General features: G+C 63.7%; 17 protein-coding genes and 2 pseudogenes. 10 read left to right on the top strand and 9 right to left on the bottom strand.

Features of this window, described 5'->3' with window-relative positions; genetic code table 11:
- Both A9O65_RS00610 and A9O65_RS00605 read right to left on the bottom strand, forming a co-directional pair.
- Positions 1 to 183, bottom strand: a pseudogene (locus A9O65_RS00610) (aldehyde dehydrogenase PuuC); the annotation flags it as partial.
- Positions 184 to 198: 15 nt separating this feature from the next.
- Positions 199 to 1437: a M20 family metallo-hydrolase gene (locus A9O65_RS00605; RefSeq protein ID WP_064698975.1), complete on the bottom strand. Its 1239-nt coding sequence runs from the start codon at positions 1435 to 1437 to the stop codon at positions 199 to 201.
- 256 nt (positions 1438 to 1693) lie between these two features.
- On the opposite strand from A9O65_RS00605, the gene A9O65_RS00600 reads away from it, so the two are divergent.
- The 6 genes from A9O65_RS00600 to aguA all read left to right on the top strand — a co-directional run bounded on the left by A9O65_RS00600 (position 1694) and on the right by aguA (position 9584).
- Positions 1694 to 2668 carry a helix-turn-helix domain-containing protein gene (locus A9O65_RS00600; RefSeq protein WP_064701071.1) on the top strand — a complete coding sequence of 325 codons (975 nt, stop codon included), beginning with the start codon at positions 1694 to 1696 and terminating at the stop codon, positions 2666 to 2668.
- A 148-nt stretch (positions 2669 to 2816) separates the two neighbouring features.
- On the top strand, positions 2817 to 4040 hold the full coding sequence (locus tag A9O65_RS00595; protein ID WP_064701070.1) for an MFS transporter: 1224 nt from the start codon (positions 2817 to 2819) through the stop codon (positions 4038 to 4040).
- Entirely contained in the window at positions 4037 to 5467 is a 1431-nt protein-coding gene (locus tag A9O65_RS00590) for an amidase (RefSeq protein ID WP_064698978.1), read from the top strand. The genes A9O65_RS00595 and A9O65_RS00590 overlap by 4 nt, the downstream gene beginning before the upstream one ends.
- Before the next feature lie 183 nt (positions 5468 to 5650).
- Positions 5651 to 7054: an aminotransferase gene (locus A9O65_RS00585; RefSeq protein WP_064701069.1), complete on the top strand. Its 1404-nt coding sequence runs from the start codon at positions 5651 to 5653 to the stop codon at positions 7052 to 7054.
- A gap of 65 nt (positions 7055 to 7119) precedes the next feature.
- The gene (locus tag A9O65_RS00580; protein ID WP_064698980.1) at positions 7120 to 8463 is read left to right on the top strand and encodes a Na+/H+ antiporter NhaC family protein; all 1344 of its coding nucleotides are present in this window, start codon (positions 7120 to 7122) and stop codon (positions 8461 to 8463) included.
- A gap of 8 nt (positions 8464 to 8471) precedes the next feature.
- Positions 8472 to 9584: an agmatine deiminase gene (gene aguA / locus A9O65_RS00575; RefSeq protein ID WP_064701068.1), complete on the top strand. Its 1113-nt coding sequence runs from the start codon at positions 8472 to 8474 to the stop codon at positions 9582 to 9584.
- Between the two features lie 24 nt (positions 9585 to 9608).
- Here the strand turns inward: aguA and A9O65_RS00570 are convergent, their stop codons facing one another.
- Entirely contained in the window at positions 9609 to 9797 is a 189-nt protein-coding gene (locus tag A9O65_RS00570; RefSeq protein ID WP_064701067.1) for a hypothetical protein, read from the bottom strand.
- Between the two features lie 266 nt (positions 9798 to 10063).
- Here A9O65_RS00570 and A9O65_RS00565 point away from each other — a divergent pair, with 266 nt between their 5' ends.
- Both A9O65_RS00565 and A9O65_RS00560 read left to right on the top strand, forming a co-directional pair.
- A complete protein-coding gene (locus A9O65_RS00565; RefSeq protein WP_064701066.1) occupies positions 10064 to 11077 on the top strand; it encodes an LLM class flavin-dependent oxidoreductase in 1014 nt (337 codons plus the stop codon).
- Between the two features lie 69 nt (positions 11078 to 11146).
- The gene (locus A9O65_RS00560; protein ID WP_064698984.1) at positions 11147 to 11512 is read left to right on the top strand and encodes a hypothetical protein; all 366 of its coding nucleotides are present in this window, start codon (positions 11147 to 11149) and stop codon (positions 11510 to 11512) included.
- A gap of 24 nt (positions 11513 to 11536) precedes the next feature.
- Here A9O65_RS00560 and A9O65_RS00555 read toward each other — a convergent pair whose 3' ends face one another.
- The 3 genes from A9O65_RS00555 to pobA all read right to left on the bottom strand — a co-directional run bounded on the left by A9O65_RS00555 (position 11537) and on the right by pobA (position 14738).
- The gene (locus tag A9O65_RS00555; RefSeq protein WP_064698985.1) at positions 11537 to 12298 is read right to left on the bottom strand and encodes an ion transporter; all 762 of its coding nucleotides are present in this window, start codon (positions 12296 to 12298) and stop codon (positions 11537 to 11539) included.
- A gap of 76 nt (positions 12299 to 12374) precedes the next feature.
- A complete protein-coding gene (locus A9O65_RS00550; protein WP_064701065.1) occupies positions 12375 to 13160 on the bottom strand; it encodes a M48 family metallopeptidase in 786 nt (261 codons plus the stop codon).
- A 390-nt stretch (positions 13161 to 13550) separates the two neighbouring features.
- Complete coding sequence (pobA, locus tag A9O65_RS00545) at positions 13551 to 14738, bottom strand: 4-hydroxybenzoate 3-monooxygenase (protein ID WP_064701064.1); 1188 nt, start codon at positions 14736 to 14738, stop codon at positions 13551 to 13553.
- Positions 14739 to 14888: 150 nt separating this feature from the next.
- Here pobA and A9O65_RS00540 point away from each other — a divergent pair, with 150 nt between their 5' ends.
- Positions 14889 to 15803 (top strand): helix-turn-helix domain-containing protein, encoded by a 915-nt coding sequence (locus A9O65_RS00540; protein ID WP_064698988.1) that lies wholly within the window; start codon positions 14889 to 14891, stop codon positions 15801 to 15803.
- Between the two features lie 190 nt (positions 15804 to 15993).
- Positions 15994 to 16902, top strand: coding sequence for an MBL fold metallo-hydrolase (locus tag A9O65_RS00535; RefSeq protein ID WP_064701063.1), 909 nt, complete (start codon positions 15994 to 15996; stop codon positions 16900 to 16902).
- A 117-nt stretch (positions 16903 to 17019) separates the two neighbouring features.
- On the opposite strand, the gene A9O65_RS00530 is transcribed toward A9O65_RS00535, so the two are convergent.
- From A9O65_RS00530 to mdlC, 3 genes and pseudogenes are all read right to left on the bottom strand, one after another.
- Positions 17020 to 18471, bottom strand: a complete 1452-nt coding sequence (locus A9O65_RS00530) for an aldehyde dehydrogenase (RefSeq protein ID WP_064701062.1) — start codon at positions 18469 to 18471, stop codon at positions 17020 to 17022.
- Between the two features lie 49 nt (positions 18472 to 18520).
- Positions 18521 to 19539: pseudogene (locus A9O65_RS00525) on the bottom strand (TRAP transporter substrate-binding protein).
- Between the two features lie 68 nt (positions 19540 to 19607).
- Entirely contained in the window at positions 19608 to 21197 is a 1590-nt protein-coding gene (gene mdlC / locus A9O65_RS00520) for a benzoylformate decarboxylase (RefSeq protein ID WP_064698991.1), read from the bottom strand.
- Positions 21198 to 21263 lie beyond the last annotated feature (66 nt).

The raw sequence follows: 21263 nt of genomic DNA, 5'->3' as shown, positions 1-21263 counted from the left end.
GGTGGCCGGATTGACGGTGGTGAAGGTCTCGCCGCCGATGGCCGCGACGAAGGCATCGTCGATATAGGCACGGGTCTCGAGACCCTGCTCGACCAGCGTGACGGCCAGCGCCCGCCAGTCGGCATGGGTTTCGGGGGACTCGGTGGCGAGAATCGGCGTTTCGGATCGGATCATGTCGTTCATGTCGACCTCCTGTTCTCAGGACGCGCGGCTGGCGCGCTCGACAATGGCATCGCAGAGCACCTGAGCACCCGCGGCACAGTGTTCCGGTGTGGCGTATTCGGCCTCGTTGTGGCTGATGCCGTCGCGACAGGGCACGAAGATCATGGCGGTCGGCGCGACGCGGGATACATAAACGGCATCGTGGCCGGCACCGCTCATCATGCGGCGGTAAGGCAGTTCCCGTACGCGAGTCGCCCGCTCCACGGCGGCGACGCACTCGGGGGCGAACTCGACCACCGGCGAGGCCCAGATCCGCTCCTGGGACACCGTCACGCCGAAGCTCTCGCCGACCTCGACGAGCAACCGCTCGAAACGCTCCTGCAGGATGTCCAGCTCGCGCTCCACCACGTGACGCAGGTCGATGGTGAGCCGCACCTCGCCGGGCACCACATTGCGCGACGCCGAGACGATATCCAGACAGCCGCAGGTGACCTTGGTATCACCGCTTTCATCGGCCAGGGCATAGGCCTGCAGCCGGTCGATCAGGTGCGCCGCCGCGGCCAGGGCATCGCGTCGATAGCGCATGGGGGTGGGGCCGGCATGGGCCGATTGGCCCGAGAGCGTCACGTCGAACCAGCGCATGCCCTGAACACCGGTCACCACGCCGATGGTCTCGCCTTCTTCCTCGAGCACCGGCCCCTGCTCGATATGCAGCTCGAAGAAGCTGTCCAGACGGGGCTCGCCCACCGGCAACTCGCCGGCGTAGCCACAGGCCTCGAGAGCCTCGCCAAGCGTCACGCCGTCGCGGTCCTCGCGGGCCAGGGTCGACTCGACGCTGAACGCACCGGCATAGGTGCCGGAAGCGACCATGGCCGGCGCGAAGCGGCTGCCTTCCTCGTTGGTCCAGACCACCAGCGCCAGCGGCCGCTCGGTGACGATGCCTTGGTCCTCCAAGGTGCGGAACACCTCGAGCCCGGCCAGTACACCGAGAATGCCGTCGAAGCGACCGCCCTTGGGTTGGGTGTCCAGATGACTGCCCATGGCCACCGGGTCGAGATCGTCACGCCTGCCGGCGCGGCGGATGAAGATATTGCCGATGCGATCGACCCGCCAGGTGCAGCCGAGCGACTCGCACCAATCGAGCAGCAACCGCCGACCGGCGGCGTCTTCTTCGGTCAGAGCAAGGCGGCAGCTGCCGCCGTTCTCGGTGGGGCCTATCTCGGCCATGGCCATCAGGCTGTCCCACAGCCGCTGGCCATCGATGGAAATCGTCATGGTGAGCCTCTTCGGTCGTTGTTCGTCATGACAGCGACCTTACGAGGGCAACGCGACTCCCTGATATACCCCAATCAGGATATGTTGACGATAGCGCCCGCGACGAGAACGAATGCCTGGTCGACAGCGGGGGCACCTCAGCCAGCATGCCGCCTTCCCACGTTCGGGGTATATTGACGGCGTATCGTCCCGCCCTACCTTGTTCGGGGGTTGTACCCGCACCACCCCAGATACCACCTCCGGAGGACCCTGCACCATGACCATCATGCCGGCCGCCTCCCGGCAATACGATTGCCACAGTAGCACCGACTGGTTCACCCTGAGCGCACAGCATGACGCCTTCCGGCTGCGCTGGGATCAGCCAGCGGGACGCGGCTGGGAGACCTGCTATCGCCTGCCCCCCGGCCTCTGGCTTCGCACCCTCGACCTGGAGCAGGCCTCGGGCTGTCTTCCGGCCTGGATCCCTGGCGGCCACCTGACCCTGGCCGGCATGCTGGACGGCGACACCGCCTTGGAAACCCCGGAAGGGGAGGCCTTCGATCTGGGAAACGGTCAGTTGTTGTGTAGCCATCGTCGTCAGGGTACTGCCTTCCTGGACCGCTGCCCCGAGCCAGGGCGCTACCTGATGGTGCTGCTGATCCTCGATCCGGAACACCTGCGCCGGCCTCCCTTCGGGCTCACCGCCAGCGATGTCGCCCGCTTCGCCCCGGAGATCGACGGCAATCGACGCCTGCCCCTGGATACCGCGTTGCGCCGCTGCCTGAGGGACATGGCCTCGCCGCCCGTGGACCCACACCGCCTACTGCTCTACCTGCAAGCCAAGATCAGCGAATTCCTCTGCTTGCTACTGAGTTCCCCTGCACAGACATTCCCAGCCCCGAGACTAGAACCCAGGGATCGCGAAGCCCTGGAGGCAGCGCGGCGCCGACTGCTCGCCGACCTAGCCCCGCCACCGCACCTCGCCGAACTGAGCCGCGCCATCGGCATGAGCGAGAGCAAGCTCAAGCAGCGCTTTCGGGAATACCACGGCCAATCGCTCACCGACTGCCTGCGCCAGGCGCGCCTGCGCGAGGCCGAACGACTGCTGGACGACGAACGCCTGCCCATTGCCCGGATCGCCGAGACCCTGGGCTACGAGCACCCGGCCAACTTTACCACCGCCTTCAAGCGCGAGCTCGGCCTGACCCCACGGGACTATCGCAAGCATCGTCGCCAACGGCTTGCCCACTGAGCCCAGCGCTTGTGCTGGCGATCATCCTGCCATGGGCGAAGCTCCGTCTCGTCGCAATAGTTTTCCGGCTCGCCGCAAAACATCACCACCCCCGGCCCTGATAGCGTGATGGATATTCCCATCCATAATCACAATCAAGGGTCCCTTCATGACTCCCGACTCCCGTACTCCGGCTGTCCGTGCTCCCTTCCCTCGGCGCCTCGACCCCGACGGCTATCTCGCCACCTTTCTGGTCTCCCTGGCTGGCTTTGGCGGCCTGGTGGTACTGGCGGTACTGCCCCTGCTGGTCTCTCGCCTGGTGGTGGAGCTCGGCCATAGCGAGGCCCAGGCCGGAATGGTGGTCTCCGCCAACCTCTTCGGTAACGCCCTGGGCATGCTCGGCGTCGCCGGGCTGCTGCGCCGCACCGGCCTCAAGGCCCTAGCAGCGGGGGGCGCCGGCCTGATCCTGGCCGCCGAACTGACCTCCCTGACCGTCACGGCCCTGGCTCCGCTGGTGTTGGTCCGCCTGGCCTCCGGGCTCGGCGGCGGCCTACTGGCCGGCGCCGCCTATGCCTGGGCCGCCCGACGCCACCACCCCGAACGCGGCTACGCCATGCTGCTATTGCTGCAGTTCCTCGGCGCGGGCCTGCTGTTGTTGCTGCTCGAGGCGCCGGTGACCCACTTCGGCCTGCCCGCCCTTTACCTGACCTTCGCCGGCTGCGCCCTGCTGGCACTCTGCTGCATCCCCGCCATGGGCCGCACGGCCCCCGACGACACCGCGCCCTTGGGCAGCGCCCGCCGTGGCACCAGCACCATCTGGCGGGACTGGCGGCTATGGGGCCTGCTACTGGCCATCGCTCTTTTCGAGATCGCCAACGCCGGCGCCTGGGCCTTCCTCCAGGCCTTCGGCCAAGCGCTGGCACTGCCCGAAGCACAGATCCATGGCGTCACCGTGATCGCCGGAGGCATCGGTGGCATCGGCGCCCTGGCGGTGATGTGGCTCGGCGAGCGCCGGGGACGCACCCGCCCCCTTGCCGGGGGACTGTTGCTTTCACTGGCCGCCACTGCCGCCCTGCTGCTGGATCAGGGGCTCACTCTCTACGCCGCGGCAGTGATGGTGTTGAGCATCTGCTGGGCATTCACTCTGCCCTATCTACAGGGCGCTTTGTCCCAACTGGATCGCCACGGCGAGCTCACCGCCATCGGCTGCTTCGTGATGATGTGCAGTCTGTCCCTGGGCCCCTGGTTGGTCGGCCTGGGCATCGATGCCGGTGGCAGCTCCCTGGGCCTGCTGCTGATCCTTGGCTGCTTCGCCACCTGCCTGGCTACCGCCCTGCCGGTGACCCGACTCACCGATGCCGTGCCCACCCCCACCGAGGAGATCACCCCATGAATCTGGACCTTTGTTACCTGAGCGCCCGGGAGTGCCTGAATCGCTTCCGCCGCGGCAGCCTCTCACCCGTGGAGCTGCTGGATGCGCTGATCGAGCGCGCCGAGGCCCTGGAACCGCGCATCAACGCCTTCTCCTTCACCTATTTCGAGGAGGCCCGCGAGCAGGCGAAGCGGGCCGAGCGCGCCTGGCGCAACGGCACCGCCCGCCCCCTGGAAGGTATCCCGGTAGCGATCAAGGACGAGCCAATGATCGAGGGGCGCCCCACCACCAACGGTTCTCTACTGCTGGAAGGTTATGTGGCCGACTATACCGATCCCCTGCCACAACGACTCCAGGATGCCGGTGCCATCATCCATGCCCGCACCACCACCCCGGAATTCTCCATGTCGCTAGCCACCTGGTCGACATTGTGGGGCGTGACCCGCAACCCCTGGAATCCCAGCTGCACCCCCGGCGGCTCCTCCGGCGGCGCGGCGGCGGCCTTGGCCGCCGGCACCACCATCCTGGCCAGCGGCAGCGATATCGCCGGCTCGATCCGTATCCCCGCTGCCCTCACCGGCACCGTCGGCTTCAAGGCCCCCTGGGGTCGGGTTCCCGAGGTCTATCCCTGGAACCGTGAGTCTTTCGCCCAAAGCGGCGGCCTGGCACGGTCGGTCGGCGATATGATCCTGATGCAGAACGTCATCGCAGGTCCCCACCCCTACGACCTATGCTCGCTGCCCGCCTACACCCTGCCCGAGCGCCAGGCCTCCATCGCCGGCATGCGCATCGCCCTCTGCCCCGACCTGGGTATCTTCGCCGTGGACCCGGAAGTCCGCCAGGCTCTGGCGGGCGCCGCCGAAGCGCTGCGCGACCTGGGGGCCGACGTGGAGGTCGTCAACCTCGATTGGCCCGACGAGGCCGGTCGGGTGATCATGCAACACCTGATGTTCCAGGCCGGTAGCGTCTTCCATGAACAGTTGGGTGATGACATCCCCATGGACAAGCTCACCTCCTATGCCCGCGAGATCGTCGAGGGCCGGGCCGAGGTCAGCTTCGAGGACGAGAAGGCCGGCTGGCGAATCGCCGACACCATGCTCCGCGAGTTGCAGGACAAGGTCTTCCTGGCCGGCTTCGATGCCCTGGTCTGCCCCACCATGGCCACCACCCGAATCCCGGCCGACTACGATCAGACCCACGACGTCCTGACGGTGGACGGCCGCCAGGCCGACGGAGTGACCGGCCTGTGCCTGACCTATCCCTTCAATATCCTCAACCGCTTTCCGGTACTCTCTGTGCCGGTGGGTGCCGGCGCCAACCACGTGCCCATCGGCATGCAGATCGTCGCGCCGTCCTACGACGACGCCACCGCCTTCCGCATCGCAGGTGACCTAGAGCACGTGCTGCCGCCCCCCTTCGCCGCCGGTCGACGGCCGATCCTGTCGTAACCACAAGACGCCGACCATCAGCGCCTCTTCTCCGGTATCGGCCCCTGTGTGCCCATAGTCGCAGGGGCCGATCTCGTTGTCGCGGCAGCCACCGAGCCTCTGCCGCCATATACCCCAATGAGGATATGTTCGACGACCGTCGAGGCTGGCTAGGCTGGCCGACACTCGACAGGAGGTATTGCCATGACCACAAGCACAACGCGTACCGAACTCGACGCCCAGACACTGTGGCGCCAGGACCGGGACCACTTCATCCATCCCTTCACCGATTACAGCACCTTCCATGAACAGGGCTGCGACCTGATCACCGACAGCGACGGCATCTACGTCCAAGATGCCCACGGCAACCGTTTCATCGACGGCATCGCCGGCCTGTGGTGCGTCAACGTCGGCCACGGTCGCGCAGAGATCGGCCAGGCCATGGCCGATCAAGCCACGCGCATGGCCTACTTCTCGACCTTCAACAACCTCTCCAACGCACCGGCCGCAGAGCTGGCCGCCAAGCTCTCCGAGCTGGCGCCGGCCCACCTCAACCATGTCTTCTACAGCTGCGGTGGCTCGGCGGCCAACGACGCCACCATTCGCCTGGTGCACTACTACTTCAACCGCCTGGGCAAGCCGAACAAGAAGCGCATCATCTCGCGCAACAACGCCTATCACGGCACCACTTACATGGCCGCGACCCTGACCGGCATCGCGAGCAACAACTGGGAATTCGATACCCTCGATCACCTGGTGACCCACCTCAGCGAGGCAAACTGCTATCGTCGCCCCGAGGGCATGAGCGAGGCCGAGTATTGTGACCACCTGGTGGCCGAGTTCGAGGCGACAGTCGAACGCATCGGCGCCGACAATATCGCCGCCTTCATTGCCGAGCCGATCATGGGGGCCGGTGGCGTGCTGGTGGCCCCCGAAGGCTATCATGCGCGCATGCAGGCGGTATGCCGCGCCAACGACATCCTCTTCATCGCCGATGAGGTAGTGACCGGTTTCGGTCGCCTGGGACACTTCTTCGCCTCGGAGAAAGTGTTCGACACCCAGCCGGACATCATCAACTGCGCCAAGGGGCTGTCCTCCGGCTACGCCCCGCTGGGCGCGACCCTGATCTCCGACGAGCTCTTCGAGGTGCTGGGCACGCCCCAGGGAAAGGGCGGCGTGTTGAGCACAGGCTTCACCTACTCGGGCCACCCGGTAAGCTGCGCAGCGGCGCTCAAGAACATCGAGATCATCGAGCGCGAGGGCATCTGCAAGAACGTTCGCGAGGTGGGCCCCTATCTGGAAGAGCGGCTCAAAACCCTGTCGCACCACGCCACCGTTGGCGACGTGCGCGGCAGCCACTTCATGATGTGCCTGGAAAACGTGGCCGACAAGGCGACCAAGGAGCTGCTACCGGTCGAGGCCCGCGTCGGTGACCGGGTCGCCTTCGAGGCCCAGCAGCGCGGCCTGATCATCCGCCCAGTCGGGCATCTCAACATCGTTTCTCCCCCGCTGATCTGGACGCGGGACACCATCGATCGCGTGGTCGACATCCTCGACGAGGCCTTCGGTGCGGCGACCAAGACGCTGCGCGAGGACGGCTTCCTGTAAGACCGACCGCCCGGTCGTCGCTCGGCCGGGCCCGTCAACCAACAACGACAAATAGAGAGCGACCCATGGAAACCTATGGCGCCTGGAGCCTGATCCCCACGCTGGTGGTGCTGGGAATGGCTATCCTGACACGACGTACCATCGAATCGCTGCTGACCGGTTGTCTGGTCGGCCTGTTGATGACCGACCCCACCCATGTGGTCTCCCGAGGCTCGGACATCCTGCTCGACGTGCTCGGCAACGATACCGTCACCTGGATCATCCTGGTCTGTGGCCTGTTCGGCAGCCTGATCGCCCTGCTGGTCAAGACCGGCGGTGTACTCAGCTTCGGCGACACCGTGACCCGACGCATCCATAGCCGCTCCCAGAGCCTTCTGACCACCTGGTTCCTGGGACTGATCATCTTCGTCGACGATTACCTGAATGCCCTGACCATCAGCGCCTCGATGAAGAAGATCACCGACCGCTTCGGCATCTCCCGGGAGAAGCTGGCCTATATCGTCGATTCCACGGCCGCACCGATCTGCATTCTGGTGCCCTTCTCCACCTGGGCAGTGTTCTTCGCCGGCCTGCTCGAGGAGAACAATGTGACCGGCAATGGCATGAGCCTGTACATCGAGGCCATTCCCTTCATGTTCTATGCCTGGGTGGCTGCTGCCATCGTACCGCTGGTGGCGATGGGCTGGGTGCCCAACCTCGGCCCGATGAAAGCCGCCGAGGCGCGCGCCGTCGCCGGCCAGCCGATGCCCGACGGGGTCGACGACAACGCCCTGGAAGTCGACGAGAGCAAGCCACGCCCTCATCTCCTCAACTTCCTAGTGCCCATCGCCACCCTGATCTTCTTCACCTGGTATTTCGACATCGACATCCTGCGCGGCGTGATCGTGGCGCTCGCGGTGACCCTGACGCTGATCCTGTCCCAGCGCCTGCTCAGCTTCCACGACACCTTCGACACTGCCCTGGAGGGCTTCAAGGCCATGATCATGCCGCTGGGTACCCTGGTGGCCGGCTTTGCCCTCAAGGAGGTCAATGACGTACTGGGGCTGACCGACTTCGTGATCGGCACCGTCCAGCCGCTGATGACGGCCGGCCTCCTGCCGGCGGTGGTCTTCATCACCATGGCCTTTCTGGCCTTCGCAACGGGATCCTTCTGGGGACTGTTCGCCGTGGCCATGCCTATCGTGCTGCCACTGGCAGAGAGCGTTCAGGCCGACATGCCCCTGGTGGTCGGCGCCCTGATCTCGGCCAGCGCCTTCGGCAGCCATGCCTGCTTCTACGGCGATTCGACGGTGCTTTCCGCCCAGGGCAGCGGCTGTTCACCGATGGCCCACGCCCTCACCCAGTTGCCCTATGTACTGATTGCCGCGGCCATCGCCACTGCGGTATTCCTGACCGTCGGTTACCTGTGAGAGCGCCCATGATCACACCAACCTCCTCTGCCACACCTGTCAGTCTCGGCTTTTCCATGCCGGCCGAATTCGCGCCCCACGACGCCTGCTGGATGCTGTGGCCACAGCGTCCCGACACCTGGCGCTATGGCGCCAAGCCGGCCCAGCAGGCCTTCGTCGAGGTCGCCACGGCCATCGCCGAGAGCGAGACGGTGTTCGTCGGCGTCAACGACGAGCAATACGAAAACGCCCGCAATCAATTGCCCGACAGCATCCGCGTGGTGGAGCTTTCCAGCAACGACGCGTGGATGCGCGACGTCGGCCCGACCTTTCTGACCCACCCGGATGGCCGGCTGGCTCTGGTGGACTGGGAATTCAACGCCTGGGGCGGGCTCGAGGGCGGGCTCTACTTCCCCTGGGACAAGGATCGCCGCATTCGCACCAAGATCGCCGAGATGCTCGGCGTCGAACGCTTCGTGGCGCCGGTGGTGCTGGAAGGAGGCGCCATCCACGTGGATGGCGAGGGCACGCTGATCACCACCGAGGAATGCCTGCTCAATGCCAACCGCAACCCGAATCTCTCACGGGACGACATGGAACGGGTCCTGCGTAATACCCTGGGCGTGGACACCATCATCTGGTTGCCACGCGGCTGCTACCTGGACGAAACCGATGGTCACGTCGACAACCTGTGCTGCTTCATCGCCCCCGGTGAGGTGGCCCTGAACTGGACCGACGACGACACCGATCCCCAGCACGCCATCTCCCGAGAGGCTCTGGCGATCCTGGAACAAGCCCGGGATGCCCGGGGGCGCCCCCTCAAGGTGCACAAGCTGCCCCAGCCCGGTCCGCTGACCATCGAAGAGGACGAGGCCAGCGGTATCGACCGGCTCAGCCACTCGCATCCGCGCCGGCCCGGCGATCGCATGGCCGGCTCCTACGTGAACTTCTACATCGGCAACTCGGTGGTCGTGATGCCGCTGCTCGATCCGGCAAGGGACGACGAGGCCAGAGCCATCATCGAGGGGTTGTTCCCGACGCGTCGGGTGATCGGTGTGCCGGCCCGCGAGATCCTGCTCGGCGGAGGCAACATCCACTGCATCACGCAGCAGCAGCCCCAACGGCATCGCCGTCAAGCATGACAAGGAAGGTGACGGCCACGCGTCTCACAGCACCAGGTGGAGGACCAACGCCGTCCCGCCCACCAGCAGGGCGGTGATCACGGCCAGCGTCACGACCCTGTCCAGCCAACGGTCGAAACACGACCAGTCGAACCGCCACCGCCGACTCGGCACATGTCGCCGAGTCGGTGCATGCCGCCGGGTCGCGCCAGTCCGCTTGCGAGTCCGCGACATCCCCGCCATTTTTCCTCCAGCACCCTGAGCGCCCGCGGCATTACCGCGCGACCGTCTCCATCCATGTGGTCAATCTCGCCGTCCTGGCGAAGAGAAACGCCAATATTCCGAGTATAAATAAACGCACGTTGCATGACATGCCTGGCATACGTCTTGTCGGCATCATCGTACAGGCAGAACACGCCCGATCGTGCCCTTCCCCATTGTTTCTGCCCGGCCTCGCCCTCACTTATAAATAAAGCATGCTAACTTTTGGAGCCTCCCTCATGCCCCGACTGGCCGACACGCCCCTCTCCGTACTGGACCTGGCCCCTATCCGGCAGGGCGGCAACGCCGCCGACAGCTTCGCCGAGAGCGTCGCGCTGGCTCGCCTGACCGAACGCCTCGGCTTCACGCGTTACTGGGTCGCCGAGCACCACAGCATCGATGGCATCGCCAGCGCCGCCACCGCCGTGCTGATCGGCCACCTGGCCGAGCGAACCTCGCATATCCGCGTGGGCAGCGGAGGCATCATGCTGCCCAATCACCCGCCCTTGGTGATCGCCGAGCAGTTCGGCACCCTGGAAACCCTCTACCCGGGCCGCATCGACCTCGGCCTCGGGCGCGCCCCGGGCTCCGACGGCGCCACCATGGCCGCCATGCGTCGCGACCCGCGCGCCGGCGTCGACGACTTTCCCCAGCGCCTCGAAGAACTGCGCGGCTTCCTCGACGACGAGCGAGCCGACCAGCGCGTACGCGCCATTCCCGGCCAGGGCACCAAGGTGCCACTCTGGCTTCTCGGCTCCAGCGACTACAGCGCGCGACTGGCTGCCCGCGAAGGCCTGCCCTTCGCCTTCGCCGCCCAGTTCGCTCCCGCCCAACTGCACCACGCCCTGCGACTGTATCGCGACAACTTCCAGCCTTCTTCAGTGCTGGATGCGCCTTACGCCATGGTCGGCCTGCCGGTGGTCACCGCCGACAGCGATGAACGGGCTGAGTTTCTCGCCTCGACGGCACGCCAGAAATTCCTCGGCATGATCCGCGGCCATCGCACCAAGGCCCTCCCTCCGGTAGAGCGACTCGATTGGACGCCCCTGGAACAGGCACAGGTCGAGCAGTTCTTCGGCGCCGCGGTCATCGGCGGCCCCCAGCGCGTGCGTGACGGGCTCGACGCCTTCCTCGACGCTACCGGTGCCGACGAGTTGATGATCCACACCGACGTCTACGCGCAAGAGGATCGCCTGCGCAGCTACGAAATTCTCGGCGAACTCTGGCAGACTGGCCGCACGGAACATTCATGACGCAACGCTTTCCAAGTGGAAGTCATTCACGGCACGGTCGCGATGCGGCCGGCCACCATGGAGATTCCCATGCCCAACCCCAATGACCCGCGCAGCAACGCCGCCTGGCGCGCCGCGCAACAGTGGCAGCAGCGTGCCCGCCAGGCCAAGCCCGGCGGCAATGTCAGCGGTATCAAGCTGCTGTTCACCTGGCTGTTCTTCGGCGTGATGATGATCATCGGCACCGTGATCGGCCTGGTATTCCTGCTGATCGGCTGGGCCATGCTGCCCTTCCTGCGGCACCGCATGAAGAAACGCATGGAGGAAATGCGCGCCGAACAGGCCCAGGACATCGGCGGCGAAACCTACCGCGAGCCCCGCTCGAACGACCGGGCGCGGGACCATCAGGTGCTCGAAGGCGACTACGAGACCCGCGACGACCGCTCGAATTCCTGAGGCGACTCGGCGGCAGCGTGTCGCTCAGCGTCCACCGGAGGGCGGATCACGCTCTTCCCTGAGGGCCTCGACCTCCTGGCGCAGCGCCTGGATCTCGCCATACAGGTCGCGGATCAACTCACGACTGGCGCGGTGCTGACGCGCGTTTTCGTCGTCCTGTTCCTCGACGAACAGCGAACCGACATAGGCGGCGAAGCTGCCGAACATGCCAACCCCGGCGACCATCAGCATGGCCGCCACGATACGTCCCAGAGTAGTGATCGGATAATAGTCCCCATAGCCCACGGTGGTGACCGTGACGAAGGCCCACCACAGCGCCTCCTCGGCGGTGTCGATGCTGCTCTCCGGGTTGGGGCCTTCCACCATCAGAATCGTCATGGACCCGAAGGCTATCAGCAGCAGGGTCGCCGTGGTGACCGAGACGAAGAAGCCTTTGGCGCGGTTGCGGAACAGCACTCGCCAGATCATGTGCAGCGACTTGATCGCCCTCAGCAGACGAATGACCTGCACAACGCGCACCAGGCGGCCGGCAAACAGCCAACCGGCGGGAATGCTCGCCACCAGATCGATCCAGCCCCAGCGCATGAAGCGCCACTTGTTGCGAGCGGCTCGGAAGCGGATGCAGAAGTCGGCAAAGAAGAACATGCAGACGAACAGATCGATATAGTGCAACAGGCGCGACATTTCGGGCGACAGAGTGAACAGCACGTCCACCGCCAACGCGCCGAGCACATAGATCGACAGTACCAGGATCAGCAACTGGAAGGGGGATAGACGATCATCCATGGACGGCTACCGGGTTGCGACAATGGGTCTTCGCACCTTACCCGGCCGAGCTAGTCTTGTCGCCCCGGAGGCGGCATCACGCACAGGACGAAGGCGCCGCCGTTTCACGAATGTCTCGCGCCTCCGGCAGGTGTTTCTGCAATAGCTCGATGCGCGATTCGTGTGCCGGGTGGGTCGACAAAAATTCCGGCGGCTGGTCGCCCCCGGCGGCGGCCATGTTGCGCCATAGCGCCACACTTTGAGCCGGGTCGTAGCCCGCCTCGGCCATGATCATCAGGCCCATCAGGTCGGCCTCTTCTTCATGAGTGCGACTGAAGGGCAAGGCAATGCCCAAGCGTGCCCCGATGCCCAGCGCTCGCTGCAGCGGCTCCTGGCCAAGTTCGCCCTCGCCAAGTAGCCCTACCAGTATCAGCACGCTCTTGATGCCCAATTGCTGGGTCATGCGCTCGTTGCCATGATCGGCCAGCACATGCCCGATTTCGTGCCCGATCACCGCCGCCAGCTGTGACGGCGTCTCGGCTACCCGCAACAAGCCGGCATGCACGCCAATGCGCCCGCCCGGCAAGGCGAAGGCATTGGGCGATGGCCGGTCGAACACCACCACCTCCCATTCATCGGGCATGTCCACTTGCGGATACCGACGCCGCGCGGCGGCCAGCAGCTCCCGGGACACACATTCCACCTGCTGATTGATAGCCGATGTGGTGGCAATGGGTCCTTGCTGGCGCATCTGCTCGAAGGTATCCGCCCCCATCTGCGACATCAACGCATCAGGCACCAGCGCCAACTGCTGACGACCGGTGGGCGTCTGATCGCAGCCCGCCAGCAGCAGGCCCAACAAGAGTCCCAGCCATCCTCGCATCACCATTCCTCGACTCACGGTAGGGCGCGGAGCGGCCCCGACATTCGATATGATCTCCCTGTACGGCCGACGATGTCACGCACCACTGCCATCGATCCAGCACACGCATGCTCGGCTGACAGCGGGAAAAGACCCTTTGGGCCCCGGTCTTCGCGAATGCCCCCGCTCCTTCATGAGGCCGCCTGAAAACGACGATAGTTGCAGCGGGCGATGGGCAGGATTGATCTCAGCGATACGCGCGGCATGACGCCACTGGCCCAGGATCGAGCCACGCTCTTTGCACACACGACGGATCACCGTTCGCCTCGATGCCGTCCGGCCAGCAGCTGCAGACTGCCTTACTCAGTACCTCGGCCTTCGCGAATGACATCGTTGAATGCTCGGTTCTGGCTATTCCAGCGACTCGTAGGGCAGGCCCACATAGTTCTCCGCGATGGTGGTCAGGCCCGCCTCGGAGCCGGTCACGTAATCGAGTTCGGCCTGCTGCATGCGGCTGCCGAAATCCTCCTCGTCGGAGAACTTGTGCAGCATCGAGGTCATCCACCAGGAGAAGCGCTCGGCCTTCCAGATACGCTTCAGGCAGGCTCGGGAGTAGTTCGGGATCAGGTCGGTGCGACCCTCGTGATAGACCTTGACCAGCAGCCGATAGAGGCTGTTGACATCGCTGGCCGCGAGATTGAGCCCCTTGGCCCCGGTCGGCGGCACGATATGTGCGGCATCACCCACCAGGAAGAGCCGGCCGTATTGCATGGGCTCGACCACGAAGCTGCGCAGCGGCGCTATGCTCTTCTCCAGGGAGGGACCGGTGACCAGTTTCGCCGCCACGTCCTCGGGGACACGACGCTTGAGCTCTTCCCAGAAACGTTCGTCCGACCAGTCCTCGACCTTCTCCTCCAGCGGCACCTGGAGGTAATAGCGACTGCGGGTCTCGGAGCGCATGCTGCACAGCGCGAAGCCACGCTCGTGACGGGCATAGATCAATTCGTCGGCGACCGGCGGTGTATCGGACAGCAGCCCCAGCCAACCAAAGGGATAGACGCGCTCGAATTCCTCGATACGATCCTTGGGAATCGACTGGCGCGACACGCCGTGATAGCCATCGCAGCCCGCCACATAATCGCAATCGAGGCGCTGCGTTTCGCCGTGCTTGTCGACGAAGGTGACATAGGGGCGTTCGGTGTCGAGATTGTGAGGCTGGACGTCATCGACTTCATAGAGCGTCGTGCCACCAGTGGCCTGGCGCGCCGCCATCAGGTCGCGGGTCACCTCGGTCTGGCCGTAGACCATCACCTGCTTGCCGCCGGTCAGGCCGGCCAGGTCGATACGCACCCGGCGGTTGTCGAAGGCCAGTTCGACACCGTCATGAGGCAGGCCCTCAGCATCCATGCGTTCGTCGACGCCTGCCTCGCGCAGCAGGTCGACCATGCCCTGTTCCAGCACTCCGGCGCGAATACGGCCGAGCACGTATTCCCCTGAGCGGCGCTCGAGGATGACGTTGTCGATGCCCTGGCGCTGCAGCAACTGTCCCAGCAGCAGGCCCGAGGGCCCGGCACCGATGATGGCGACCTGTGTCTTCATGGGAAGTCCTCCCCGGCAATCGTGGACAATTCAATGAATTGCATTTTTCAATGAAATGCTTGCCCGTATAAGGCAATATCCACATCACCATTTGGACATTTCCGGCATTTGCTACCTACATTGGTCGTAGGCTCACCGCCAGGACGCCCCATGCCCGATTCTCTCGTGCCCGTCTTCCAGCTCTATGGTGAAACACGCCAGTGGCCGACCCCCGACCTGCTGCACTGCGAATCGATCCCCGAGCGCAGCCGTCGTCATGACTGGCGCATTCGACCACATCGCCATGCCGACCTCTGCCACCTCCTGTATCTCGCCGAAGGCCGGGTGACCCTGGAACTGGAAGGTGGCGGCCGCTCTCTCGAGGCCCCACAGCTGATCGTGGTGCCGGCCATGAGCATTCATGGCTTCCACTTCTCGCCGGATACCCAGGGTCACATCATCACCCTGTCGCGGCCGCTGGTCGAAAGGCTGCAAGCCCGTCTGGACAGCCAATCCGGCGTACTGTCGAATCCCGATGCCCATGCGCTGGGCACGACGCGGCACCATGGGCGCATCGCTACCCTGGTCGAGCAGATCGACGACGAGTATCGCCATCCCGCCCTGGGGCGCTCGCACCTGCTGGAAGCCCTGGTGGAAGCGCTGACCATCGAGACGGCACGACTGGCCGAGACGGCCGCTCGGCAACCGTCCCGCGCGCGCCCTCGCCAGCGGGACAAGGCCAGGGAGCACCTGCAGGCCTATCAGACGCTGATCGAAGCTCAGTTCAGCCAGCAGCCCGGCATCGAGCATTTCGCCGAACAGTTGGGTGTGACCAGCGCTCACCTCAACACGCTCTGCCGGCGCCTGGCTGGACGCAGCGCCCTGCAATTGCTCCATGAGCGGCTATTGCTGGAAGCCAAGCGCCAGCTCACCTATACCAACCTGACCATCGGCGAAGTGGCCGAAGGCCTGGGATTCTCCGAGCCGGCCTATTTCACGCGCTTCTTCAAGCGACTCACGGGACTGCCGCCCAAGGACTTCCGCCGCCGCCAGGAAGCCGATGCAGCGGGTCGCAGGCAACAATAGGCCGGCTATTACCGTGTTTCTCTCATAGCACTGCCCATCGAGGTGCCACCCCACACGTTCGTCGAATTGCAGGCCGTTCCACGCTTGCTAGGATCTTGGTCGAAGAGCAAACAATAGTTCGCATAATGAACACAGCGCCCTCTTCGGCCCACCCTCATGCTCTGGACGCCGTCTCCAGAAGGAACAGCCCATGAAGAAATGCATCCTCCCGCTGGCACTGCTCGGCCTATCGGCGGTCGCTTCTCACGCCACCCTCGCGAATACCCAGGTCATGATGCTGGGAACCGGTACCCCCGTCCCCAATGGAGAACGAGCCGGCTCGGGCATTGCCGTCATCCACGACGACGAGGCGTATGTCTTCGATATCGGCCCGGGCGTCGTGGAGCGTGCGACCCAGGCGGCCGAGCGCTTCGACATCGAGCCGCTGAATCCCACCAACATCGATCACCTTTTCCTGACCCATCTGCACAGCGATCACATCCTGGATTTCCCCGAGCTGCTCGGCACCTACTGGTGGCGCCGCACCGATCAGCTTCAGGTCTTCGGTCCCGAAGGCACCCAGGCGATGAGCGAAGGCGCCTATTCCATGCTGGCCGACGACACCGAGACTCGCCTGAAAGACAAGAGCCCGGTGACCAACCCCGATGCGGCCTATGCCGACGTCACGGAAATCACCGCCCCCGGCACCGTGTTCGAGAAGGACGATATCAAGGTCGAGGCCTTCCCCGTTTCCCATGGCGACTGGGACAAGGCCTATGGTTACAAGGTCACGACACCCGACAAGACCATCGTCATTTCCGGCGACACTTCAATCAACGAGGAAGTCCGGCGCCAAGCCACGAACGCCGATATCCTGATTCACGAAGTCATCAGCCGCCGCGGTTGGGAAGAGCTGCCGGAGCAATGGCAGGCCTATCACCAGTATGCCCATACGCTGACCGACGAACTCGCCGAGCTTGCCGGTGCAGCCGAGCCGGACCTGCTGATTCTCTACCATGTCCTGCACTATGAGGCGCCGATCGAGTCGGTTCTCGACGAGGTTCAAAGCCAGTACGACGGCGAGGTGGTCCTCGCCAATGATCTCGACCTCTTCCAGTAAGGATCAGCACCCACACGAATGCCGGGCAACGCCATGAGCAGAAGCCCTGCCCGGTAGACACCAGAAGCCGCGTGGCCGACGCCGTCGAAGATACGGCATCGGCCCCCGCCTTCGGCATCAGATCGGATAGTGACGCAGGCCGAGCTGGACCGTCATCCAGCGCAGATCGGTGAATTCCTCGATCCCCGCCCTGCCGCCAAAGCGCCCATACCCGCTGGCCTTGACGCCGCCGAAAGGCATCTGCGGTTCGTCGTGCACCGTCGGGGCATTGATGTGGCAGATCCCCGAGCGAATGCGTCCGGCCACTCTCATGGCCCGAGCGGTATCGCGGCTGAACACCGCCGCCGAGAGGCCGTATTCACTGTCGTTGGCCACGCGCAGGGCCTCTTCCTCACCGTCGACACGAATCACGGCCACCACAGGCCCGAAGGACTCCTCGGCGTAGAGCCGCATCCCTGACGTCACCCCATCGACCACGGTAGCGGGCATGATCACCCCTTCCGCCTTGCCGCCGGCAGCGAGGCGAGCCCCCTGAGTCACGGCGTCGTCTAGCATGCCATTGAGCTTTTCGCCGATTCCGGCATCGATCAGGGTGCCGAGCTCATTGGCCGAGTCGCGAGGGTCACCCGCTTTGAGGGCCGAGGCCCGGGCAGCCAGCTTCTCGACGAAGGTGTCGGCCACCGAGTCATCCACGATGAGACGCTCGGTGGACATGCAGATCTGCCCCTGATTGAAGAAAGCACCGAAGATCGCCGCATCCACGGCGGCATCCAGATCGGCATCGTCGAGCACCAGCAAGGGCGCTTTGCCGCCGAGCTCCAGCAGTACCGGCTTGAGATGGGAAGCGGCCTTTTCGGCGATGATCTTCCCCACCCCGGTGGAGCCGGTGAAGTTGATCCGGGCCACGGCCGGATGGGCGATCAGGCTCTCCACCACCTCGGCGGCATTCGCCGGGTCATTGGTGATGAGGTTGACCTCGCCGTCGCCGAAGCCTGCCTGCTGCAGAATATCGACGATCAAGTGATGCGTGGCCGGGCACTGCTCTGAGGCCTTGAGGATGACACTGTTGCCACACGCCAGGGGCGTGGCGATGGCGCGAGTGCCCAGGATGATCGGCGCATTCCAGGGAGCGATGCCCACGACCACACCACAAGGAACCCGCACGCCCATGGCCAGGCTGTCGGGCACGTTCGAGGGAATCACATCGCCTTGAACCTGGGTCGTCAGCGCCGCCGCCTCACGCAACATGCCAACTGCGACCGAGACATTGAACCCGGCCCAGCCGGGCGTCGCCCCGGTTTCGTCCACCATGCGCTCGACGAATACCGACTGGCGATCTTCCATCAGCTCGGCTGCCTTGAGCAGCTTGAGACGCCGCTCCTCGGGGCCGCTCCGAGTACAGGTCTCGAAGGCGCGACCAGCAGCATCGGCAGCCTCGCGAGCATCCTCGACACTCGCCGCCGCAGCACGGGTCACCGTATGGCCGGCCAAGGGGTTGGCGCGTTCGATGGTGGCGTGGTTCGATGCGGGGCGCGACTGCCCCCCGATCAAGAGTTCGATTGCCTTCATGATCTTTCCTTTGCTTGTCACTAGGTGCTGTCCCCCAGGGAACGATTGATCACGCCTGGCAACGCTCACCAAGTGCCAATGCCTTTTCATAGACATCGCCGGCGTCATCGAGGCCACGCTCCTCGAGGCTTTGCAGATAGTTCCGGGAGCCCTGCTTCAAGGGTGCTGCCCAGTCAGGGTCAGACAATGGGTCTTCGACGACATGGATGGTATCCCCCTGCGCAACCGCTTCTTCGCGCCCCTTCCTATCGAGTTCATCGAAGACCCGACCTGCCACTCTGGACCACTTCATACCACTGTTTTTGTCGATCACGTCCTGCATATCCGACGAGAGGTCATCGTAAGAAGACTGGCTCATCGTGGCCACAATGGCACCAGCGTAATAAGGAAGTTCAAGATGGTAATTCACCAATTCATTGATACGAAATACCGTCATTGCTTCCCATGGAAAACTCAAGCCATCCATCACACACGCTGCAACGCAGTATAAATGTCTGGCGCAGGCATGCCCAATGGCTGGGCCCCCATACTTGATAGCATTTCTCCCGCCACCGAGCTGGGTCGACGAATACGCAGGCCCTCCAGGTCACCAGGCTTCTGAATCTCAGCGTCTTGACTGTGAAGGTAGGCGGGACCTGTAGTGAACAGAAACAGCACGCGAGTATCGGAATACTCCTCGGCGATGTCCCCCTCATTATACAGCGTCTGCAGAATACAGGATCCCTGCGATGCGCTGCTGACCACACCAGGTAGCTGTACGATCTCGGTCAGGGGAAAACGACCCGCCGTATAGCCTTGCAACGTAACGGCAATATCGGCGATCCCATTTGCTGCCGCCTCATAGGTCTTACCAGCCTGGCTCAAGGTCTGTGAGGGATAGATTTCTACATTGAGCTGACCGTTCGAGTCTTCTTCAACCTGCTTGGCCCAATCCTGGAATATCTTCTTGTTGACGACCGAACCAGCCGGCCACAGGTGAGCCATGCGTAAAGTGGATTCTGCGGAGGCCGAGCCGCACATTCCTAATGTTGACGCAACCAAGAGTAGAGATGATATCGCGAATTTCATGGGCATCCTCTTTTGTCATTTATTAGCCTTTCCCATTGTCAGCAGATTCTGCCTAACTAATGTCTAACTCAGGGTTCGATGGTTGTCGTTGGCACTTCAATCAACATGGGACATGACGCATCAAGTGCCTGGGACAATGCCTCCTCGAATTTCTGCCGAGTTTCGACATGGTTAGCCTCGACACCGTACCCTCGTGCCAGCGCGCAGAAATCCAGCCCGGGGACGTCAATTCCCGGCGCACTCTCGGCATCCAGCATCTTCGAGAACCAACGCAGCGCACCGTAGGTTTCGTTCTTGAGAATGATGAAAATCACCGGAACATTGTATCGGGCAGCACTCCAGAGTGCGCTGATCGCATAATTGGCCGACCCATCACCGATCACTGCAATGACTCGGCGATCAGGACTGGCAAGCTGTACGCCTACTGCCGCAGGCAAGCCAAACCCCAGCCCGCCTGCTGCAGGAAAGAAATAACTCCCGGGGTGTCGCATCTCCACACGTTGCCAGAAGGCCGTTACCGTCGACGTCGACTCCTTGACGTAAATCACGTCATCAGGAACCCGATCATTGAGGACATCGAAGACACTTTCAGGAGAGAGGCGACCGATCTCACCGGAATTGGCCGGCGACGGTATCGGTAACGGATCCGGCATGGTGCGGTCACTCTGGGCCAACTTCGGTAACAAGGCCTCCAGAACGGCGCGGATGTCACCCACCAGAGCATTGCCCATGGGGGCCCGGGCAGCCTCCTGCGCATCACTGGTGACATGTATCAGGTGAGCACCATCCGGTAGATAGCGACCCGGCGCATATTGGTGGTAGCGGAATACAGGGGCGCCGATCACCAGGATCAGGTCATGCCCGGCGAGCTGCTCCGAGATGCCCGAAATGGCTGCCGGTAATACTCCGCGAAAGCAAGCATGGCGATTGGGAAATGGGCAGCGCGAGGCAGATGGTGCTATCCAGACCTCCATGCATAGACGTTCTGCCAACTCAATGGCCAAAGCGTTGGCACGCTCGGCATCGACTTCAGGTCCCAGTACGAGTACCGGATTGTCGGCCTGGTCGAGATGCTCGGCTAGCGCATCTATCTGGGTATCCGATGGTGCGCCCGCATGATGGACGTCACGAGGAGGCAGCAACGACGCTTCTTCCCCGACCTCGCATTGCCAATCATCATGCGGAATCGACAGGTAAACCGGGCCACGGGCCGGCAGACTAGCCATATGAATTGCCTGGCTCAAGGCTCGCGGAACGTCCTCGGGGCAGGAAGGCTCATAGCTCCACTTGACCAGAGGGCGCGGAAGAGATGGTGCATCGACATTGGCAAGCATCGACTCCACGCCGATCATCGAGCGTGCCTGCTGGCCTGCAGTGATGACCAAGGGGGAATGGGAATACCAGGCATTGGTCAGTGCTCCCATCGCATTGCCCGTTCCAGCCGCGGCATGCAGGTTGACCAATACTGACTTGCCGCTCGCCAGAGCATAGCCATCCGCCATTCCCACCACGACACCTTCGTGGAGACCGAGAACATAGCGAAAATCCTCTGGAAAATCCTTGAGAAATGGCAGCTCGTTTGAACCGGGGTTTCCGAAGACGATATCGAGGCCTTGCTGGCGGAGAATACTGTAGCTGACGGAGTGTACGGACGGCATGTGCTTCTCTTAATTGACAACTTTCACTTCACATTAGCCACCCTGCTATAATCGATCAAATCAATA

Origin of the sequence: Halomonas caseinilytica, assembly GCF_001662305.1 — a bacterium.
Classification (GTDB): Bacteria; Pseudomonadota; Gammaproteobacteria; order Pseudomonadales; family Halomonadaceae; genus Halomonas; species Halomonas caseinilytica.
This window is presented reverse-complemented; position numbering and strand designations above follow the sequence as displayed.